The organism is Mesorhizobium sp. M0983 (assembly GCF_040318975.1).
Lineage (GTDB): Bacteria > Pseudomonadota > Alphaproteobacteria > Rhizobiales > Rhizobiaceae > Mesorhizobium.
In genome coordinates, this window is record NZ_JAMYNH010000021.1 from 1 (window position 1) to 20,913 (window position 20,913).

The following is a 20,913-nucleotide window of genomic DNA, read 5'->3' on the forward strand; positions in this document are numbered from 1 at the left end:
TCAACTGGCCCGTCTGCTTCACTGCCATCGCGATTCCCTCAGACCGTCCACCTCAGAGAATCACAATCAGCGAATTACGCAACAGGCCCCTTGTGGGAGAAGGGGCGCCCGCAACGCTGGCGCTCTCTCCTCACGACGATCCGAAGCACGGGTTGAGACCCGCAGCTCAACCCCTTAAGGGTGGGGCAGCAGAAATCTCGAACGGAATGGTCTCTCATGCCGACAGTCGCCCCGCTCGATCTCGAAGGCCACTGCCTCGCCGCCGTGTTCCTTGGCGACGTGCCGCATTTCGCGCTGGCCGACGGCACAATCCATCGGCTCGACCATGGGCACAAGACGGTGCAGGCCAATGACGGGCTGCTCGCCGCCCTTCACGATGGCGCAAACGACCGGCTGATCACCGGCGGTGAGGACGGCAAGATCTTTGCCGTGACCGCAGGCGGCAATACTGCGGAATTGGCGACCGCAGGCAAAAAATGGATCACCAGCGTGGCCGCCGGGCCGCAAGGCGCTGTTGCCTATGCTTCGGGCAAAATTGCCTATGTGCGTTTTGCTGACGGCAAGACCAGGGAATTCTCGCATCCGCGCTCGGTCGAGGGGCTGGCCTTCTCGCCCAAGGGCATGCGCTTCGGCGTTGCCCGCTACAATGGCGCGACGCTGCATTTCCCGGCCGCCGACGGCAAGCCGGTCGAGCTCGAATGGGCCGGCGCCCACACCGGCATCACGTTTTCGCCGGACGGCGGCTTCGTCGTCACCACAATGCAGGAAAACGCGCTGCATGGCTGGAAACTCGCCGACGGCAAGCACATGCGGATGTCCGGCTATCCCGGCAAGGTCAAAAGCCTGTCGTGGAGCGCCAAGGGCAAATGGCTGGCGAGTTCCGGCGCGCCGGCGGCGATCGTCTGGCCGTTTTCGGGCAAGGATGGGCCGATGGGCAAGGCGCCGCTGGAACTCGGCACGCGCGGCAGTGCGATGGTCACCTCCGTCGCCTGCCATCCGAGCCAAGATGTAGTGGCGGTAGGGTATGATGACGGCATGGTGATGGCGGTGCGCTTCGCCGACGCCAGGGAAGTGCTGCTGCGCCGGCCAGGCAAGGGCGCCATCACATCGATGATGTGGGACAAGGAAGAGCGCCGCGTCGCGTTCGGCAGCGCCGCCGGCGATTGCGGCGTCATCGACATTTCCGCCTAGCCCGTTAGTCGGCTCCGCAAGATACTTTGCCGGTCAATTCAGCCGGCTTGCCATCCTTTTCGGCATCGTCCGTTACATCATAGATTGAGAGCAAATAGCGGCCGTCATAGACGCCTTCGTCGCTGGCCTTGGTCAGGATCGCCAGTTCGACATAGTCGTAGGCGTTTTCGACCTGCCGTTCGCGATAGACGAGCAGCCGCAATTCCTTGTTGTCGAGCCAATATTGCGTGAGGTTCTGATCCTCGAACACAGTCTTGCGCAGACTGTCGCCGACTGGCCTGCCCAGAATTTCGAGCTCGCCGCGAAAATTGAAGGTCGGCCCGCCCATGCCTCTGGTGACCCCGGCATCGACCTCAAATTTGACGGCTGCATCCTCGGCGGAACACCAGATGCCGCCGGATACCAAAGCCGCACCAACCGACGACAGCAGCGTTGCCGCGCAGATGATCGCCCGCACCATCGTGTCCCCTCCAGCCGAAGTGCCATTGGCGCCCGAAGGCGGCTCGCGGTCAAGCGCCTGTTCCATTCAAATGACCGCTGACCCAACACAGGGCAGCCGCCCGCCAATTGCGGTGGCGGATGCCGATTGTCTAAAGTGCGGCGGAGAGGGCCGCCATGAACGTCATCGACCATTCAAAGACCTCCATCGGCGGCATCGGCCCGGCCCGGATTGCCGAGTTGCGCGAGACCGAGGCAGAAGCCTTCCGCCAGGCGCGGCCGAAATCGATGGCGAAAATCGGCAATGGCCTGCCCGGCTTCTTCGGCGGCGTGCCGATGCACTGGATGAACGACTGGCCGACGCCGTTCCCGATCCTCGTTGATAAGGCCAAAGGCACCACCATCAGAGATATCGACGGCAACCGGCTCGACGATTTCTGCCTCGGCGACACCGGCTCGATGTTCGGTCATTCGCCGCCGCCGGTCGCCCGCGCCATCCGCCGGCAGGCCGGACGCGGTCTGACCTACATGCTGCCTGCCGAGGACGCGCTCGCCATCGGCCCGCTGCTGCAACAGCGCTTCGGTCTGCCGTTGTGGCAGATCGCGACGACGGCAACCGACGCCAACCGCTTCGCGCTGCGGGTTGCCCGTGCCGTTACCGGCCGGGAGAAGATCCTGGTCTTCAACGGCTGCTATCATGGCTCGGTCGACGAGACGATGGTCCGGCTGGTCGACGGCAAAGCGGTGAACCGACCGGGACTGGCCGGCGAATTCCGCGACCTGACGCGGGCAACTGATATCGTCGAGTTCAACGATCTGCCGGCGCTTGAGGCCGCACTTCAGGGCAACGATCTCGCCTGCGTCATCGCCGAGCCGGTGCTGACCAATTCCTGCATGGTGCTGCCCGAAGCCGGCTTTCATGACGGCTTGCGGCGTCTCACCCGTGCGACCGGCACGCTGCTTCTAATCGACGAGACGCATACGATCTCGACCGGTCCCGGCGGCTATACAAGCAAATACGGGCTGGAGCCGGACCTGTTCGTGCTCGGCAAGCCGATTGCCGGCGGCATACCGGCGAGTGTGTGGGGCATGAGCGAAGGCGTTGCGGCGCGCTATGCCGCTTATATCAGCCGGAAAGAGCCCGGCTATTCCGGCATGGGGACAACGCTGTCGGCCAATCCGCTGCAATTCGCGGCGATGCGTGCCACGCTCGAAGACGTCATGACCGACGAGAACTACAGCCATATGGACCATCTGGCGCGGCGGCTCGACGCCGGGCTGACTGCCGTTATCGATCGCTATCGCCTGCCCTGGCATGTTGCTCGGGTCGGCGCCCGCGTCGAGTTCATCTGCGCGCCAGGCCCGCTGAGGAATGGCGGCGAAGCCGAGAGGGCGCATGCGCCGGAGCTCGAAGCGGCGATGCATGTCGCGCTGGTCAATCGCGGCGTGCTGATCGCACCGTTCCACAATATGATGCTGATCTCGCCGGCAACTCGCGCCGCCCAGGTGAACCGGCTGATCACCGCCTTCGGCGCGGTTGCGGCAAAGCTTACGGCATGAGACAAGCTGGCAGCATGAAACAAGCGCCCAAGCAAAGTTTGAACCTGGTCACGGCATCCCCTTCGGGCTCGACGCCCGCCGAGGCGCAGGCCTTTCTCGACGCCCATCCGGAGATCGAAGCGTTCGACATCGTGCTGACCGACGCCAATGGCGTGGGGCGCGGCAAGATCGTGCGCCGACATGAGTTGATGAGCATCTTCGAGGGCGGCCGGCACATGCCGATCTCGATCCTCGGCCTCGACATCACCGGCGAGGATGTTCACGAGACCGGGCTGATCTGGACGACCGGCGACGGCGACCTGCGGGCGTGGCCGATCCCCGGCACGCTGGTGCCGCTGTTCGGCACCCAGCCGCCGCGCGGCCAGGTGTTGATGGCGATGTACCATCTCGATGGCCAGCCGATGTCGTCCGACCCGCGGCTGGCGCTCGCCCGCCAGGTAGATATCCTCGCGGCCAAGGGCCTGCATCCGGCCGGCGCCTTCGAACTCGAGTTCTTCCTGCTCGCCAATGAGCGCGATGCCGAAGGCAAGGTGCAGCCGGCGCATGCGGTGCTCGACGGCCGCCGCTCGGCCAAGACAGAGGTCTATTCCGTCGACCATCTGCACGGCATGGAGCCGCTGTTTTCCGACATCTATGCCGCGGCCAAGGTGCAAGGCATCCCGGCCGAGACGGTCATCTCGGAATATGCGCCCGGCCAGTACGAACTGACGCTCAATTACCGCAAGGACGTGATGCGGGCGGCCGACGATCTCGTCATGCTCAAGCGGCTGGTGCGGGCGCAGGCACGCCGTCATGGTGTCACCGCTTGCTTCATGGCCAAGCCGATCGAGAAGTATGCCGGCTCTGGCATGCATTTTCATGTCTCGCTGCTGGATGATGCCGGCAAGAACGTCTTTGCCGAAGCCGGCGGCGAAAGCTGGTCGCTTCCGCTGCTGCGCGGTCTCGGCGGACTGATCCAGACGATGGCGGAATCGATGCTGGTGTTCGCGCCGCACGCCAATTCATGGCGGCGCTTCGTATCGCAATCCTATGCGCCGGTGGCGCCGACCTGGGGCGTCAACAACCGTTCGGTGGCGCTGCGTGTGCCAGCCGGCGATGCCAAGAACCGCCGCATCGAGCACCGGCCATCGGGCGTCGACGCCAACCCTTATCTAGTCGCGGCAACGGTGCTGGCCGGCATCACTAGGGGTCTCGACGAAGGTCTTGACCCCGGCCCTGAAACCACCGGCAATGGCTACGAATCCGCCGTCACGCGCACGACGATGCCGGTCGACTGGCGTGCCGCGATCGAGGCGGCAAGGGCGTCGACCTTCCTCAAGGGCGCATTGGGCGAAGACCTGCACCGGACATTCGTGGCGATCAAGCAGTCGGAATATCTGCGCGTGGCGCGCACGGTCAGCGAACTGGATTATCACCTCTATCTGCACGAGGTTTAGGGCTTCACATCGTCGGCCATCTGCCGGTGAAGGCCCATGCGGAATAATTTCAGCGGAACCTTCGGCGGGCTTTGCTCATTGCGTGTCTGATTGCAGGAGCGAACAAGGCCGCCTTAGTCATGATCGCCAGGATGCAGACAACCCCGACGCCGCACCATGCCAAGGTGCAGTCGAGAGGCTTGCCTGCAAGCAAGTCCCCGGACACGACAGAAATCGACGCCAGGACGATTCCTGAACTGCGCGAAACGGCCAAGATCTGCCGCCGCTGTCCGCTATGGCGCGATGCCACGCAGACCGTGTTCGGTGAGGGTCCTGATAAAGCCAAGGTGATCTTCGTCGGCGAACAGCCGGGCGACCAGGAGGACCTGGCGGGCAAGCCTTTCGTCGGTCCGGCCGGCAAGGTGTTCGACGCGATCCTGGATGATGCCGGCGTCGATCGGCTGAAAGTCTACGTCACCAACGCGGTTAAGCATTTCAAGTTCGAGCCGCGCGGCAAGCGGCGCATCCACTCCAAGCCGAATGCCGGCGAGGTGCAGGCTTGCCGCTGGTGGCTGGACAAAGAGATCGATCTGATCAAGCCCAACCTGGCGGTGGCACTCGGCGCCACTGCAGCGCAGGCGCTGCTCGGCAAGCTGGTGCCGATCATGAAGATGCGCGGGGCGGTAGTGGAGCGCGACGATGGCTTGCGTGTCTTCGTCACCATCCACCCGTCCTTCATTCTGCGCATTCGCGAGCCGGCGGACAAGCGGGCCGAACGCGAGCGGTTCCTGCAGGATATGAGAGCGGTGAAAAGGCTGATGGCGGCCTGAGCTATTTGATCAATATCGCCCGGAGATCGTTGATGTTTGTGCCGGTCGGACCGGGTACGAAAAGGTCATCTACGGCATTGAATGCCGTCCAGGCGTTGTTGCCGGCAAGCATGGCCTTGGCATCGACGCCCGCCGCGCGCATCCGCGAAACTGTCGAGCCGTCGGCGAAGGCGCCGGCATTGTCTTCCGAACCGTCAATGCCGTCGGTGTCGGCGGCCAGTGCGTGCACGCCCGCCATGCCGGTGATGCCGATGGCGAAGGCGAGCAGGAATTCCGAGTTACGGCCGCCTTTGCCTTTCGCGCGCAGGGTCACCGTCGTCTCGCCGCCCGACAGGATCAGCACCGGCTTTGCAAATGGCCGGCTGCGCGTCGCCACCTCGCGCGCGATTGCGGCGTGGATGCCACCGACCTCGCGTGCCTCGCCCTCGATGGAATCGGAGAGAATGACGGCCTGAATACCTCGGCGCTTCGCTTCGGCCGCTGCTGCTTCCAGCGAGACGCCGGCCGAAGCGATCAGATGCACCTCGTTGCGGATAAAACGCGGATCGTCCGGACGTGGCGCATCGGCCGCCGGCGACTTGATATGCGCCATGACCGAAGCCGGCAGCTTCATGCCATAGGCAGCGATCGACGCCAGTGCGTCCTCACGGCTGCCTATGTCCGGCACGGTCGGACCAGAAGCGACCAGAGCCGGATTGTCGCCCGGAATGTCTGATACCACCAGCGAGACCACCTTGGCCGGATATGCGGCGGCCGCCAGCCTGCCGCCCTTGATGGTGGAAAGGTGCTTACGGATCGTGTTCATCGCGGCGATCGGCGCGCCGGAGGCGAGCAGCGCCTCGTTGACGGCGATCTCATCGGCCAGCGTCAGACCTTCGGCGGGTGACGGCAGCAGCGCCGAGCCACCGCCGGAAATGAGCGCTACGACCAGGTCGTCCGCAGTCAGTCCCTGGACTTTTTCGAGCAGCCGTCGCGAAGCTTCCAGCCCGGCGGCATCCGGCACCGGATGCGCCGCCTCGATGATCTCGATGCGCCGGCAGGCCGCGCCATAGCCGTAGCGGGTGACGACCAAACCTTCGATCGGCCGGTCCCACACTTTCTCGAAAGCCGCCGCCATCTGCGCCGAGCCTTTTCCTGCACCGATGACGATCGTGCGGCCCTTCGGCCTTGCGGGCAAATGATTCTTGATCGTCCTCTGGGGATCGGCGGCGGCAACGGCGGCGTTGAAGATGGATATAAGGAAGGATTTCGGGTCGAGAATGGTCATACTGAGCTGCCACCGACGTTCTGCGAACTTCTGCGGCGTTTGCGCTGCCCCTCACCCTTACCCTCTCCCCGTCTAGAGACGGGGAGAGGGGGTAGCCAGCGTTGGAGCGCTTCCCTTCTCCCAGTCGCTAGACGGGGAGAAGGTGCCGGCAGGCGGATGAGGGGCGGCGCCAACGTCACGATGTTGCTTCCGGCGGCAGGACCAACTCCTGGTTATCCACGCCCAAATAGGCACAGAGCGCATCGACGACCACACCATGGTCCTCACGCTCCGGCAGGCCCGAGACGGCGATCACGCCGATGACACCGGCGCCCTTGACAGTGATGGGAAAGCCGCCGCCGGCCAGCACGTAGTCGACAATGTCCAGCCCCTCGCCAGGCTTGAAGCTGCGGTCGGGGCGCTGCTGCTCCAGCACCATGCGGTAGGTGCTTTTCAGGAATCGCCGCACGACGTTGATCTTGCGCCGCGCCCAGTCCGGATTGGAAGCGTTCGAGCCGGGCATTGCCGCATAGAACAGCGGCCGATCGAAGGTTCTGATATCGATGATGATCGGCAGGTTCTCGGTCAAAGCCCGGTCGCGGATCGCCGAGCCGATCTCGAAAGCGACAGCCTCGTCGAAGGCGGAGAAAACAAGCGCGGCTTCCTGTTTCTTGATCAGAGCGATGTCGTCCGCAACGGCCATGTCGTTCCCCTGTCAATCTCGCCGCACGCTTTGGCCGATGGCTGCCGTTCGGTCAAGCCGGGACGCCGGGACCAGCTAGGTCGCCATGTCCGCCTTAGCTGCCCGACCGGCGACATAGACCTCGTGCACGGCGCGGTCGTCGCCGAGCGTCTGCAGCAGAAACAATTCCTCGGCGAGCGTGTCCGCCGTCTCCACCCGCAGCCGCATCGCCGGCGTGGCGCGGGCGTCGAGCACGACGATATCGGCGTCGCTGCCTTCCTCCAGAGTGCCGATCTTTTCCACAAGCGACAGCGCCTCAGCATTGCCGCGGGTCAGTTGCCAGAATGACTGAAACGGATTGAGCTTCTCGCCATTCAGCGCGATCACCTTGTAGCCCTCGTCCATGGTGCGCAGCATCGAATAGTTGGTGCCACCGCCGACATCGGTGGCGGCGGCGATGCGGAGCGGCTTCTCGCGGCGGCGATAGCGCTGATAATCGAACAGGCCCGAGCCGAGAAACAGGTTGGAGGTCGGGCAGAACACCGCCACCGAGCCGCTATCGGAAAGCGCATCCGCCTCGCGTTCCGACAGATGGATGCAATGGCCGAACAGGCTTCTGCGCCCGAGCAGCCCGTAATGCTCATAAACATCGGTATAGTCGCGCGCCTGCGGATGAAGCTGCTGCGTGAAGGCGATCTCGGCGTGGTTTTCCGACAGATGCGTCTGCATATGCAATTGCGGATATTCGCGGCAGAGCGCGCCCGCCGTTTCCAATTGCTCGGGTGACGAGGTGATGGCGAAGCGCGGGGTGATGGCATAGTGCTGGCGCCCCTTGCCGTGCCACTCCTCGATCAGCGCCTTGCTGTCGTCATAACCCGATTGCGGCGTGTCGAGCACGCCGTCCGGCGCGTTGCGGTCCATCATCACCTTGCCGGCGATGTTGAGCATGTTGCGGTCATGCGACTCGGCAAAGAACGCCTCGGCCGATTCCTTGTGTACCGAGCAATAGGCGGCGACAGTCGTCGTGCCATGACGCAATACTTCATCCAGGAACAGCCTGGCGATACGGCGGCCATGCTGAGCGTTCTCGAATTTTGTCTCTTCCGGAAAAGTGTAGGTGTTCAGCCAGTCGAGCAGCTCGGCGCCGAAGGAAGCGATGACCTGCATCTGCGGAAAATGCGCGTGCGCATCGATGAACCCGGGCAGCAGCAGATGCGGCCGATGGTCGACCTTTCTTGTTCCCTCGCCCGCCTTTTTCTCGACCTCGGCATAGGCGCCGGCGGCAATGATCCTACCATCGCGGAGCAGCAGGCCGCCATCTTGCTCGTAGCGCCAGGCGGAATGGTCGTCGACGGTTTCGGGCCAGCGCAAAAACGACAGCGTGCGGCCGCGCAGGAGCGTGCTGGTCATTTCCTTGCGCCTTCGAACCATGCCACCAGCAGCGCCCGTTCCTTGTCGGTGATCTGGGTGACGTTGGCGGGCGGCATGGCGTGGCTGCGGCCGGCCTGCAGGTAGATCTCGCCGGCGTGCTCGGCGATGCCGGCATCGGTGTCGAGCATCACGCCCTTCGGCGCGTGGTAGATGCCCTCGTAGGACGGCTCCGCGGCGTGGCACATCGAACAGCGGCCAAGCACCGTATCGCGCACGGCAGGGAAATGCGCCGAGGCAACGTAGACCTGGGCCGCCGCCGACGCCTTCGCCTCGCCGGTCAGCAACTTCGGCACCGTCGACAGCCAGATGATGACCAAGAACAGCACGGCCGCCGCCAGCCAGGTCCAGGTCGGATTGCCTTTGCGCGCATGCCTGGTGTTGAAATAGTGCCGGATCAGCACGCCGATGATGAACACCAGCGAGGCGATGACCCAGTTGAACTCTGTCCCGAACGCCAGCGGATAATGGTTCGACAGCATCAGGAACAAAACGGGCAGCGTCAGGTAGTTGTTGTGCAGCGAGCGCTGCTTGGCGATCTTGCCGTATTTCGGATCGGGCTTACGGCCGGCGATCAGGTCGGCGACGACGATCTTCTGGTTGGGGATGATGACCATGAAGACGTTGGCCGACATGATCGTCGCGGTGATGGCGCCAAGATGCAGGAACGCGGCGCGGCCGGTGAACAGGTGGGTCAGTCCCCAGGCCATGAATACCAGCACCCCATACAGCACCAGCATCAGGCCGGTGTCGCTGTTGCCGAGCGGCGAACGGCACAGGAGATCGTAGACCACCCAGCCGACGCCGATCGTCGCCAGCGACAGCAAGATGCCTGTAGGCACCGACATGGCAAGCACATTCGGATCGATCAGGAACAGGTCCGCCCCGGCATAATAGACCACGCACAGCATCGCGAAGCCTGACAGCCAGGTGGCGTAGGATTCCCACTTGAACCAGGTCAGGTGCTCGGGCATTTCGGCCGGTGCCACCAGATATTTCTGCACGTGGTAGAAGCCGCCGCCATGCACCTGCCATTCCTCGCCGAAAGCGCCTGCAGGCATGCCCGGGCGTTGGCGCAGGCCGAGGTCGAGCGCGACGAAATAAAAGGACGAGCCGATCCAGGCGATGCCGGTGACGACGTGCAGCCAGCGCACGGCGAAACTCAGCCAATCCCAGAATATCGCGAAATCCATCATGAAAAATCGTCCCTGCCGATCGACTGACTTTACGGACTGGAGCGCAAACGGAAAGGGCTGAGGTGCACGATGACTTTCAAAAAAAATTGGAAAATACTAGGCTGATCATACGCAGCCACATGAGAGCCCCGAAAGCCGCATGGCCTATCTCGATAACATCGCCGTTTTTGTTCGCGTCGTCGAACTCGGCAATTTGTCGGCGGCTGGGCGCGACATGCGCATTTCGCCGGCGGTCGCTTCCAACCGGATCAAGGAGCTCGAGAAGCATCTCGGTGTCAGGCTGTTCAACCGCACGACGCGGCAGTTGATGCCGACCGAGCACGGCACGGTGTTCTATTCCGGCGCCAAGCAGGTGCTCGAGGCGGTCACCGAGGCCGAAGCTGCGGTCAGCGCGTTATCCGGCCAGCCGCGCGGCACCATAAAGGTGACAGCGCCGCTCGGCCTCGGGCGGAGACTGGTGGCATCCGGCATCCCGGATTTCCACGACAGATACCCAGATATCGAGGTGCGGCTCCGGCTTTCCGACCACAATGTCGATATCATGAAGGAAGGCATCGACGTTGCGTTCCGGCTGGGCATCATCGAGGATTCCAGCCTCAGGATGCGCGGCATCATGGACTGCGAGCGAGTGCTGGTGGCGGCTCCGCAATATCTGGAGGCGCGCGGCGAGCCGAGCGAGCCGAGCGAGTTGATCGGCAAGAAGCACGATTGCCTGATGCTGCGCTATTCCGGCGCGCGCGAATATGTCTGGACCCTGCAGACGCGGAACGGGCCGCAAAAGTTCGAAGTGCACGGCCCCTACGATACCGATGACGGCGACGTGCTGACCGGCTGGGCGCTGTCCGGCCGCGGCATCATCAACAAGCCGCGCTTCGAGGTCGAGCCGTTTATCCGCGACCAGCGGCTGAAGGTGATCCTGAGCAAAACGCCGCCGACGCCGGTGCAATTCGCCGCCGTCTACCCGCATAAGAAGCTGCAGGATCCGAAGGTGCGGCTGCTGCTCGACTTCATGGCCGAGCGCTGCCAGCGGCTGATCAGGGATATTCTGGCCGGCAAATGATCGCCGGCTGGCCGGTTGCTTTCCGTCCAGCCGGCGAAGATATTTCTTATGGAATCTCACTCACCAGGGAAGACCGATGGCCAGCGGCGCCACAATGCATCTAGCCGTTTCACTAGCTCCGGAAACTGCTCCCTCCTCTCCGTCCGACGTCGTTCCGGATTTCAGTCTGCTGACGCGGTCCGTGCAAAAAGCCGAAGCGGCCGGCCTGGATATGGTGTTGCTCGCCGATTCCGCGCCGGTTGCAGGCGGACCGAACCGGCAAATGCGCTTCGAAGCAACGACCTTGCTGGCAGCGCTGGCGACGGTGACAAGCAGGATCGGTCTCATCGCCGCGGCGTCAATGGTCGCCCACCAGCCCTATAATCTCGCGCGCCGTTTCGCTTCGCTCGACATTATCAGCCATGGCCGCGCCGGCTGGAACGCCAGCATGATGCCCGACCCGCGCGAGGCGGCCAATTTCAGCCGACCGGAAGGGTTTTCCGGCGACGCATTCCGCCTGCGCGCCGAGGAATTCGTCGGCATCGTGCAAGGCTTGTGGAAAGGCTGGGACGCAGACGCGCTTCTGTTCGACAAAAGTGGCGGCCGCTTCTTCGATCCCGAGAAGATGCACCTTCTCGACCACAGGGGCGAATATTTTTCTGTGCGCGGGCCGCTCAACGTGGCGCGGTCGCCGCAGGACACGCCGGTGCTGGTCATTTCCGGCCTGTCCGAGCCCGACATGGATATCGCCGCCCGCACCGCCGATGTTGTCCTGCTAGACCAGCGATCGATCGACTGGGCTGACGATCTGAAGCGCCGTGCGCTTGCCTTCGGGCGCAGGCCGGAGGGGCTGAAGGTGCTGATGAATGTTGTCACGGATGGCGAGATGGCCGCCATGCCGGATATGTTTGCGGATAGGCTCGAAGAGTGCTTTCGCTCGAAAGCCTGCGACGGTTTCAACATCGCCGTGCCGCTCACGTCGGCGCTCGACGATTTCATCGGTCTCGTGCTGCCGGAGCTTCGCCGCCGCGGCCTTGTCCGGTCCGGCTACAGCGCGGCGACACTGCGGGCCCATCTCGGGCTTGCAGGGGAGGATCGGCAATGAGCGCCGGTCGAGGCCAGATGAAGCTCGGCGCCTTCCTATGGGCGACAGGCCACCACATCGCCGCCTGGCGCCATCCGCAGGCGCATGTCACGGCTGGCATCGACATCGATCATTACATCCAGCTGGCGCGGACGGCGGAAGCGGCGAAGTTCGACATGATCTTCTGCGAGGACGCCGCCGGTGTGCGCGAGGCCAATGTCGACATCGCCAGCCAAACGTCGCGCTCGATTGGCTTCGAGCCGATCAGCCTACTTGCGGCGCTCGCGGTGCAGACGGAGCGCATCGGCCTCGTCTCCACGGCATCGACGAGTTACAACGAGCCTTACGGGCTGGCGCGGACCTTCCTGTCGCTCGACCATCTGAGCGGCGGGCGTGCCGGCTGGAACCTTGTCACTTCGGCCAGCCAGATCGAGGCCGCCAATTTCGGCTCGACCGGTCTGCGCCCGCATGCGGACCGTTACGGGCGGGCGCGCGAATTCGCTGCCGTGGTTGCCGGCCTTTGGCGAGGCCAGGGTGGACACGAAGGCAGAAGTTTTTCGGTGCGTGACCCGCTCGATCTGCCGCGCTCGCCACAAGGTGCACCGGTCATGGTGCAAGCGGGAGCGTCGGACGAGGGTCGTGACCTCGCCGCCCGGACCGCCGACGTGGTCTTTACGGCGGCGCAGACATTCGAGGAAGCGAAGGCCTTCTACGACGACCTCAAGGGACGGCTGGCTGCCTATGGGCGCAAGCCGGACGACCTCAAGATCATGCCTGGGGTGGCGCCGGTCGTCGCGGCAAGCGAAGCGGAAGCCCGGGCAAAACATGATGAACTGCAGGAGCTGATACCGGACGATGTCGGCGTTGCGCTGCTTTCCAGCTATCTCAGCATATCCGATCTCTCGCGCTATCCCATCGACGGACCGCTGCCGCAGCTGCCGGCCAGCGAAGGCATGCAGAGCCGGCAGGCGCTCGTCATCGAGCAATCGCGCCGCGACAACCTGTCCATTCGCCAGCTTGCCCGTCATTTCGCCGGCGCGCGCGGCCATTGGCGCGTCGTCGGAACTCCGGCCCAGATCGCCGACCAGCTCGCAGCACGCTTCGAGGGCGGCGCGGCAGACGGTTTCAACGTGATGCCATCCTATTTTCCCGGCGAACTCGATGCCTTTGCCACGCTTGTCGTGCCGGAGCTGCAGCGGTGCGGTCTGTTCCGTACGGATTATGACGGCAGCACGCTGCGCGACCATCTGGGCTTGAAAAGGCCGGCGTAAACGACGAGCGGAACGAAAGTCGGAGATCGCCGTTTTGGGATGCTGTGCCGCGGCGATGAGGGCGTCTGCGCGCATGTTCGATTGACCTTCCACAAACTTCGCCCTCTTCAAACCACGCGGACGCAACCGCCACAGGAGCCGATCATGGATGCCATCGCCACCCGCAACGACCTGCAATCCAATGCCAAGAAAGAGTGTATCGATCTTCTCAACGCCCGCCTCGCCGACGCCATAGATCTGGCCTTGATCACCAAGCAGGCGCACTGGAACGTCAAGGGGCCGCAATTCATCGCCATCCATGAGATGCTCGACACGTTCCGCGAGGAGATCGACGGACATGTCGACACCATTGCCGAGCGCGCCGTACAGCTCGGCGGCACGGCGCTCGGCACATCGCAGGAGGTGTCGAAGGCGACTATGCTCGAGGCCTATCCGACCGACATCCACAAGACCCGAGATCATCTGGCGGCGCTGATCGACCGCTATGCCGCGACCGCCAAGCGGGCCCGCGCGGCGATCGACGAAGCGGCGGGAGCGGGCGACGCCGACACCGCCGACATCTTCACCGCCTATTCACGCTCGCTCGACAAATTGCTGTGGTTCCTCGAGGCACACACGCAGGAACAGGAATAGAAGGAAACGTCAGCCCGCCATCGCCTTGCCACGACGTGCTTTGGACGGAGCTGCCGGTTCTATCGCGTGGGCGGCCAACGCCGTCATGATCTCGGCTGCGGCGAGTGCGGCGATCACTTGCGGGCGCTTGTCCTTGACGGCATCGCCGCCGATCGGCGAGACGAGGCGGTCAAATTCCGCCTCGCTTCCGTCCGCCGACTTAAGGAACCAGTTCCGAAACGTCGCCTTCTTGGTTCTGGAGCCTATCATGCCGACATAGGCGGCATCCCGGCGTTTCAGCGCCTCGGCGACGATCAGGAAATCCAGCGCGTGGTCATGGGTAAGGACGACGAAGGCGGATCCAGCCGGGGCTTCGCGCACCGTCGCCTCAGGCATCGGCGTCAAACAGGTTTCGACCGTGTCTGGCATGCCCTCCAGCGCTTCGGCTCGCGTCTCGGCAATGACGACATGCACCGGCAGCAAAGCCACCGCCGAGGCCAGCGCATGGCCGACATGGCCGCCGCCGAAGATGTAGACATGCGGCAGCTGCGCCTCCTCGGCTTCCGCCGCCGCGACCAACTTGGCCTCAAGCGCGGCGTCAACCAGCCGGATCAGCACCTCGACCCTGCCGCCGCAGCACTGCCCGATCTCCGGGCCGAGCGCGACGTCGAGCGTCGCGACAGCGTTGCGGCCAGCCCCCTTCTCCCCGTAACTATACGGGGAGAAGGGGCCGGCAGGCGGATGAGGGGCGGCGCCAGCCTCGACAGATTCGCCAGAACCTGAGGCCGATCGACCAAGCATCTGCCGCGCTTTGTCGATCGCCATATATTCGAGCTGGCCGCCGCCGATCGTGCCGAAAGTGGCCGATCCTGAGACGAGCATGAAGGCACCCCTCTCGCGCGGCGTCGAGCCTTTTGTCCCGGCCACCTCAACCAAGGCGACCCGGCAGGCACCGGCAAGAAAGGCTTTCAGGCTCTGCATTTTCGCGTTCATCATTCGCGTTCCCTGTTGGGAAATATAGAGTTTTTCGGCCTGAATTGCACGTTTTCCGGGATTCAAGTGCCGGTCCTGGCTTCTCGCTTCAGCCGTTCGATCGCCATCAGCACCCGTTCCGGCGTGGCAGGCGGGTCAAGGCGCGGGCAGATCTTGTGGCCAGCAACGCTCGCCACCGCATCCGACAGCGCATGCAGCACCGACATTGCGAGCGGAAAGGGCGGCTCGCCGACCGCCTTGGAGCGGTGCACCGTCGGCTCGCCTGCTTCCGCCCAGTCGGCCAACGTGATGTTGAAAATCTTCGGCCGGTCCGAAGCGAGCGGGATCTTGTAGGTCGACGGCGCATGGGTGCGCAGCCGCCCCTTGTCGTCCCACCACAGTTCCTCCGTGGTCAGCCAGCCCATGCCCTGGATGAAGCCGCCCTCGATCTGGCCGAGGTCGATGGCGCGGTTCAGCGAACGCCCGGTTTCGTGCAGAATATCGGTGCGCTCGACGACATATTCGCCGGTCAGCGTGTCGACCGAAACTTCCGAGCAAGCCGCGCCATAGGCGAAATAATAGAAGGGGCGACCCTCGCCCTTGTCGCGGTCCCAATGGATTTTCGGCGTCTTGTAAAAGCCAGCCGCCGAAAGCTGGATGCGCGCCATATAGGCCTGCCTGACGAGATCGGCGAAGGCGATCTCCTGGTTACCGATGCGCACCCGGTTTGGCAGGAACAGCACCTGGTCGCGCGGCACCTGGAATTTCTCGGCGGCGAAATTGGTCAGCCGGTCCTTGATCTGGCGGGCGGCGTTCTGCGCCGCCATGCCGTTGAGGTCGGAGCCGGAAGACGCGGCAGTGGCCGAGGTGTTCGGCACCTTGCCGGTCGTCGTCGCGGTGATCTTGACCTGATCGAGGTCGATCTGGAACTCTTCCGCCACAACCTGCGCCACCTTGACATAGAGGCCCTGCCCCATCTCGGTGCCGCCGTGGTTCAGGTGAACTGAACCATCGGTATAGACATGCACCAGCGCGCCGGCCTGGTTGTAATGGGTGGCGGTGAACGAGATGCCAAACTTGACCGGCGTCAGCGCCAGTCCCCGCTTGATGAAGCGGCTGTTGGCATTGAAAGCATCGATGGTGCGGCGGCGCCTTGCATAGTCGGAACTCGCCTCCAGCTCGGCGACGATGCGGTGGATGATGTTGTCCTCGACCGTCTGGTGGTAGGGCGTGATGTTGCGGTCGCTGGTGCCGTAGAAATTCTTCTTGCGGATTTCGAGCGGGTCCTTGCCGACGGCAAACGCGACTTCGTCGATGACGCGCTCGGCGCCGACCATGCCTTGCGGGCCGCCGAAGCCGCGAAAGGCGGTGTTCGATACCGTATTGGTGTAGAGCGGCGCCGATTGCGCGTGCACCGCCGGCCAGAAATAGGTGTTGTCGCAATGGAACAGCGCGCGGTCGGTGACCGGGCCGGAGAGGTCGGCCGAGAAGCCGCAGCGCGCCGCGAACATGAAATCTACGCCGAGAATATTGCCCTCATCGTCGAAGCCGACCTCGTAGTCGACGAGGAAATCGTGGCGTTTGCCGGTGGCGATCATGTCGTCGTCGCGGTCGGGCCGGATTTTCACGGCCCGATGATGTTTCTTCGCGGCGATAGCGGCCAATGCCGCAAACTGATTGCCTTGCGTTTCCTTGCCGCCGAAAGCGCCCCCCATCCGGCGGATTTCCACCGTCACCGCGTGGCTCGGAACACCGAGCGCATGGCTGACCATGTGCTGGATTTCGCTCGGGTGCTGGGTCGAGGAATAGATGGTGACGTCGTGGTCCTCGCCAGGGATGGCCAAGGCGATATGACCCTCGAGATAGAAATGCTCCTGGCCGCCGATGCGCATCTGCCCTTTCAGCCGGCGTGGCGCTGCCTTGATCGCAGCCGCTGCATCACCGCGCTTCAGGGTCAGCGGCGGCGTGACCAGCTTGTCTTTCCGGGGATCGAGCTTGCCAATATCGGCGACGAACGGCAATTCCTTGTATTCGACCTTGGCCAGCCTCGTCGCCCGGCGCGCCTGCTCGCGGGTTTCGGCGATGACGCAGAAGATCGGCTGGCCGAAGAATTGCACCTTGCCGTCGGCAAGCACCGGCTCGTCGTGGCGGCCGGTCGGCGAAATATCGTTTTCGCCGGGCACGTCGCTCGCCGTCAGCACGTCGATGACGCCGGGTGCGGCGCGGACCCCCGACAGGTCCATGCTGGTGACGGTGGCATGCGTCGCCGCCGAAAGCCCCAGACAGCCGTGCAGCGTGCCGGCCGGTTCCGGCATGTCGTCGATATAGACGGCCGTGCCACTGACATGCTTGTGCGCGGAATCATGGCGCTGATCGGTGGCGACGCCGCCGGCGATTTTTTGCGCCTTCAAGTTCGGAGTGGCGTGCTTGTTCATCATGCCGCCTCGTGCCGTGATACCTGGATCGGCGCCCGGGTGCCCATGGTTTCGGCAAAGAAGCGCAGCAGCAGGTTGCGCGCCGCCAGCGCCCGGTATTCGGCGCTTGCCCGCATGTCGGTCAGCGGGGTGAAATCGCCGGCGTACGCGGCCATCGCCGCCTCGACCGTCGCTTCCGTCCAGGGCTTGCCAAGCAATGCCTTTTCTACGCCAAAGGCGCGCTTCGGCGTTGCCGCCATGCCGCCATAGGCGATGCGTATCTCCGCCACCGTGCCGTCCGCGGCCAGCGTCAGGAAAAACGCGCCTAGCGCTGCGGTGATGTCTTCGTCGCGGCGCTTGGTGATCTTGTAGACGGCAAATTTCGTCTCGCTGCCCGGCAGCGGAACATGCACGGCCTCGACGAATTCGCCGGGCTGCCGGTCCTGTCGGCCATAGGCGATGAAAAAATCTTCGAGTGGGATCGTCCGCCGCTTGTGGCCGCGACGCAGCGTCATGCGGGCACCGAGTGCGATCAGCGGCGGCGGCGTGTCGCCAATCGGCGAACCGTTAGCGATATTGCCGCCGATGGTGCCCATGTTGCGCACCTGATCGCCGCCGATGCGATCGAACAGCGGGCCTAGCGCCGGGATGCATTTTGCCAGCGTCGAGAAGGCTTCGCTATAGGTGACACCGGCGCCGATCGAGATGACGCCCTTGTGCTCGGACATCCCGCACAGACCATCGAGATTGCCGATGAAAACCGCCGGCGAAATATCGCGCATGTGCTTGGTCACCCAAAGGCCGACATCGGTCGAACCGGCGACGATAGTGGCGCCCGGCTCCTCGACCAGCACGCTGGCGAGATCGTCGGCATTGGCCGGCACGATCAGCCGCTTGTTGCCGGAGCCGATCTCAATGCGCGAACCGTCCTTCATCGCGTCGAGCTTGGCCGTGACTGCCTTGCGCTCGGCCGCCAACGGATCCTTTGCCGCCTTGCCGTAGCTGGAGATGGCACGTGCGGCGCGCATGATCGCCTCGTAGCCGGTGCAGCGGCAGAGATTGCCTTGCAGTGCCTTTTCGATGGCGGCGTCCGACGGCTCCGGCGACCGCATCCACAGCGCATAAAGCGACATGACGAAACCCGGCGTGCAGAAGCCGCATTGCGAGCCGTGGAAATCGATCATCGCCTGCTGCACGGGGTGCAGTTTTCCTGCGTCGCCGCGCAGATGCTCGATGGTCACGACATGCGTGCCGTCTAGCGAGCCAAGGAAGCGGATACAGGCATTGACGCTTTCATAGACCAGTGTTCCACCGGAGAGCCTGCCGACCAGCACCGTGCAGGCGCCGCAGTCGCCCTCGGCGCAACCTTCCTTGGTGCCGCGCAGCGAGCGGTCGAGCCGCAGCCAGTCGAGCAGTGTCTGGTCGGGTGCAACCGTGCCGAGCGCGACGTCCTCGCCATTGAGGATGAACCGGATTTCGTTGCGTGTCTTGATCCCGGCCATCTCAGCTTCCCCGGTAGGTCGAATAGCCGTACGGCGACAGAAGCAGCGGCACATGATAGTGCATCGGCTCGGCCATACCGAAGCGGATGGGCACATGGTCGAGGAAGGCCGGTTCCGGCAGTTTTGTCCCCTGCCGGCGCAGATAATCGCCGGCCGCAAAGACCAATTCGTATTCGCCGGTACGGAACTCCGCGCCGGCAAGCAACGGAGCATCGCAACGGCCGTCATCATTGGTGACGACCGTTTTCAGATGCGTCCGGGCCTGGCCGTCAAGATGATAGAGCTCAATCGACAGACCGGCCGCCGGTTTGCCGGCCGCGGTGTCGAGGACATGGGTCGTCAGGCGCCCGCCTTCGGCTTTCGACGTTTCCGCCACTGGCTGCTCCATTCCCTGCACAGTCGAACACTATTCATGAATTGTGCGCCAATTAAAGGCGATGCATAAGTCCCGGTCGAGCGGAGCGCGACAAAAACACTTTCAAAAATTTCGGGGGAATGCGCAGGCACTCCTTTCGACTATCCTGATCACAATTTCCGGCAGGAGCGAGAATGCGTTACGAACGAGACATGCGCGGCTACGGAGCCAATCCGCCGGATCCAAAATGGCCCGGCGGGGCGCATGTCGCGGTCCAGTTCGTCGTCAATTACGAAGAGGGCGGCGAGAATTGCGTCCTGCACGGCGACAAGGCCTCGGAGGCTTTCCTGTCGGAGATCGTCGGCGCCGCGCCCTGGCCCGGCCAGCGCCACTGGAACATGGAATCGATCTACGAATACGGCGCCCGCGCCGGCTTCTGGCGATTGCTGCGCCTGTTCAGCGCGGCACAGGTGCCGGTCACCTGCTACGGCGTCGCCACGGCCCTGGCGCGCTCGCCCGACCAGGTCGCAGCGATGCAGGAGGCCGGCTGGGAGATCGCCTCGCACGGGCTGAAATGGATCGACTACCGCGACCACGCGCCAGAAGACGAGCGCCGCGACATGGAAGCGGCGATACGGCTGCATTATGAGGTGACAGGCGCGCGGCCGACCGGCTGGTACACCGGCCGCACGTCGATCAACACGGTGCGTCTGGCGGCGGAAGAAGGCGGCTTCGACTATGTGTCGGACACCTATGACGACGAACTGCCCTACTGGTTCGAGCATGTGACACCGAACGGGTCGGCGAAGCCGCAGCTGGTCATCCCCTATACGCTCGACGCCAACGACATGCGCTTTGCCACGCCGCAGGGCTTCAACTCCGGCGACCAGTTCTTTGCCTATCTCAGGGATAGTTTCGACACGCTCTATGCCGAGGGCAAGGCAGGGCGGCCGCGCATGATGAATATCGGCCTGCACTGCCGCCTGGTTGGGCGGCCGGGCCGGGTCGCGGCACTGAAGCGCTTCATCGACTACGTCAAATCACACGACAAGGTCTGGCTGGCACGGCGCATCGACATTGCAAAACATTGGCAGGAGACGCATCCGTTCCGGTTGCCGGCATTGCGCCCGTCGAAAATGGAATTCGAGGCCTTCGTCCACGCATTCGGCGGCGTCTTCGAACATTCGCCGTGGATTGCCGAGCGCGCCTACGAGTTGGAACTCGGCCCGGCGCATGACAGTGCCGGCGGCCTGCACAACGCGCTCTGCCGCGTCTTTCGCGCGGCCAGCGAGGCCGAGCGGCTTTCCGTGCTCAATGCCCACCCCGACCTTGCCGGAAAACTGGCGCAGGCCAAGCGGCTAACCGCGGAATCCTCCAGGGAACAGGCTTCGGCCGGGCTAGACGCGCTGACCGACAACGAGCGCGAGCTGTTCGCAAAGCTCAATGCCGCCTACGTCACCGGTTTCGGTTTCCCGTTCATCATTGCGGTGAAGGGCAAGACCAAGGAGGACATCCTGGCCGAGTTCGAAACGCGTATCGGCAACAGCCGCGATGTCGAATTCGAAACCGCCTGCAGACAGGTCGAGCGCATCGCGCTGCTTCGTCTCAAGGACATGCTTCCACAATAGGCTTTGGCTGCCGCGATGGGCCCTGGCTTCCGCAACAGGCTTGAATTTAT

18 protein-coding genes are annotated in these 20,913 nt (G+C 63.8%); 9 read left to right on the forward strand and 9 right to left on the reverse strand.

Translation table 11 applies throughout. The annotated features are described in order from the left end of the window. Positions 1–216 precede the first annotated feature (216 nt). Positions 217–1,191 carry a WD40 repeat domain-containing protein gene (locus NKH71_RS27025; protein ID WP_023718064.1) on the forward strand — a complete coding sequence of 325 codons (975 nt, stop codon included), beginning with the start codon at positions 217–219 and terminating at the stop codon, positions 1,189–1,191. 4 nt (positions 1,192–1,195) lie between these two features. Here the strand turns inward: NKH71_RS27025 and NKH71_RS27030 are convergent, their stop codons facing one another. After that, complete coding sequence (locus NKH71_RS27030; protein WP_352640555.1) at positions 1,196–1,717, reverse strand: hypothetical protein; 522 nt, start codon at positions 1,715–1,717, stop codon at positions 1,196–1,198. A gap of 89 nt (positions 1,718–1,806) precedes the next feature. Here NKH71_RS27030 and NKH71_RS27035 point away from each other — a divergent pair, with 89 nt between their 5' ends. The 3 genes from NKH71_RS27035 (at position 1,807) to NKH71_RS27045 (ending at position 5,434) form a co-directional block, all read left to right on the forward strand. Next, the gene (locus tag NKH71_RS27035) at positions 1,807–3,189 is read left to right on the forward strand and encodes an aspartate aminotransferase family protein (RefSeq protein ID WP_352547941.1); all 1,383 of its coding nucleotides are present in this window, start codon (positions 1,807–1,809) and stop codon (positions 3,187–3,189) included. 14 nt (positions 3,190–3,203) lie between these two features. Continuing rightward, the gene (locus tag NKH71_RS27040) at positions 3,204–4,625 is read left to right on the forward strand and encodes a glutamine synthetase family protein (protein ID WP_352547943.1); all 1,422 of its coding nucleotides are present in this window, start codon (positions 3,204–3,206) and stop codon (positions 4,623–4,625) included. Between the two features lie 86 nt (positions 4,626–4,711). Then, on the forward strand, positions 4,712–5,434 hold the full coding sequence (locus NKH71_RS27045; protein ID WP_352548001.1) for a UdgX family uracil-DNA binding protein: 723 nt from the start codon (positions 4,712–4,714) through the stop codon (positions 5,432–5,434). 1 nt (position 5,435) lies between these two features. Here NKH71_RS27045 and NKH71_RS27050 read toward each other — a convergent pair whose 3' ends face one another. From NKH71_RS27050 to NKH71_RS27065, 4 genes are all read right to left on the reverse strand, one after another. Further along, entirely contained in the window at positions 5,436–6,701 is a 1,266-nt protein-coding gene (locus tag NKH71_RS27050) for a glycerate kinase type-2 family protein (protein ID WP_023718069.1), read from the reverse strand. A gap of 175 nt (positions 6,702–6,876) precedes the next feature. Then, entirely contained in the window at positions 6,877–7,383 is a 507-nt protein-coding gene (locus NKH71_RS27055; protein WP_352484371.1) for a heme-degrading domain-containing protein, read from the reverse strand. 75 nt (positions 7,384–7,458) lie between these two features. Further along, positions 7,459–8,772 (reverse strand): guanine deaminase, encoded by a 1,314-nt coding sequence (gene guaD / locus NKH71_RS27060; RefSeq protein WP_352547944.1) that lies wholly within the window; start codon positions 8,770–8,772, stop codon positions 7,459–7,461. Beyond that, the gene (locus NKH71_RS27065; RefSeq protein ID WP_023718072.1) at positions 8,769–9,986 is read right to left on the reverse strand and encodes a urate hydroxylase PuuD; all 1,218 of its coding nucleotides are present in this window, start codon (positions 9,984–9,986) and stop codon (positions 8,769–8,771) included. Before NKH71_RS27065 ends, guaD begins: the two co-directional genes overlap by 4 nt. 139 nt (positions 9,987–10,125) lie before the next feature. Here NKH71_RS27065 and NKH71_RS27070 point away from each other — a divergent pair, with 139 nt between their 5' ends. The 4 genes from NKH71_RS27070 (at position 10,126) to dps (ending at position 14,013) form a co-directional block, all read left to right on the forward strand. Next, complete coding sequence (locus NKH71_RS27070) at positions 10,126–11,046, forward strand: LysR family transcriptional regulator (protein WP_023718073.1); 921 nt, start codon at positions 10,126–10,128, stop codon at positions 11,044–11,046. 76 nt (positions 11,047–11,122) lie between these two features. Continuing rightward, positions 11,123–12,130 carry an LLM class flavin-dependent oxidoreductase gene (locus tag NKH71_RS27075; RefSeq protein ID WP_352895478.1) on the forward strand — a complete coding sequence of 336 codons (1,008 nt, stop codon included), beginning with the start codon at positions 11,123–11,125 and terminating at the stop codon, positions 12,128–12,130. After that, positions 12,127–13,380 carry an LLM class flavin-dependent oxidoreductase gene (locus NKH71_RS27080; protein WP_352895479.1) on the forward strand — a complete coding sequence of 418 codons (1,254 nt, stop codon included), beginning with the start codon at positions 12,127–12,129 and terminating at the stop codon, positions 13,378–13,380. The genes NKH71_RS27075 and NKH71_RS27080 overlap by 4 nt, the downstream gene beginning before the upstream one ends. Positions 13,381–13,524: 144 nt before the next feature. Beyond that, on the forward strand, positions 13,525–14,013 hold the full coding sequence (dps, locus tag NKH71_RS27085) for a DNA starvation/stationary phase protection protein Dps (RefSeq protein WP_023718076.1): 489 nt from the start codon (positions 13,525–13,527) through the stop codon (positions 14,011–14,013). A gap of 9 nt (positions 14,014–14,022) precedes the next feature. Here the strand turns inward: dps and xdhC are convergent, their stop codons facing one another. From xdhC to uraH, 4 genes are all read right to left on the reverse strand, one after another. Continuing rightward, positions 14,023–14,985 carry a xanthine dehydrogenase accessory protein XdhC gene (xdhC, locus tag NKH71_RS27090; RefSeq protein ID WP_352548003.1) on the reverse strand — a complete coding sequence of 321 codons (963 nt, stop codon included), beginning with the start codon at positions 14,983–14,985 and terminating at the stop codon, positions 14,023–14,025. 62 nt (positions 14,986–15,047) lie between these two features. Further along, a complete protein-coding gene (gene xdhB, locus NKH71_RS27095) occupies positions 15,048–17,399 on the reverse strand; it encodes a xanthine dehydrogenase molybdopterin binding subunit (RefSeq protein ID WP_352895487.1) in 2,352 nt (783 codons plus the stop codon). Then, on the reverse strand, positions 17,399–18,880 hold the full coding sequence (gene xdhA / locus NKH71_RS27100) for a xanthine dehydrogenase small subunit (RefSeq protein WP_352895480.1): 1,482 nt from the start codon (positions 18,878–18,880) through the stop codon (positions 17,399–17,401). Before xdhA ends, xdhB begins: the two co-directional genes overlap by 1 nt. Before the next feature lies 1 nt (position 18,881). Next, positions 18,882–19,256 (reverse strand): hydroxyisourate hydrolase, encoded by a 375-nt coding sequence (uraH, locus tag NKH71_RS27105; protein WP_023676223.1) that lies wholly within the window; start codon positions 19,254–19,256, stop codon positions 18,882–18,884. 173 nt (positions 19,257–19,429) lie between these two features. Between uraH and puuE the strand changes: the two genes are divergently transcribed. Further along, positions 19,430–20,863, forward strand: a complete 1,434-nt coding sequence (gene puuE / locus NKH71_RS27110) for an allantoinase PuuE (protein WP_023718080.1) — start codon at positions 19,430–19,432, stop codon at positions 20,861–20,863. Positions 20,864–20,913 lie beyond the last annotated feature (50 nt).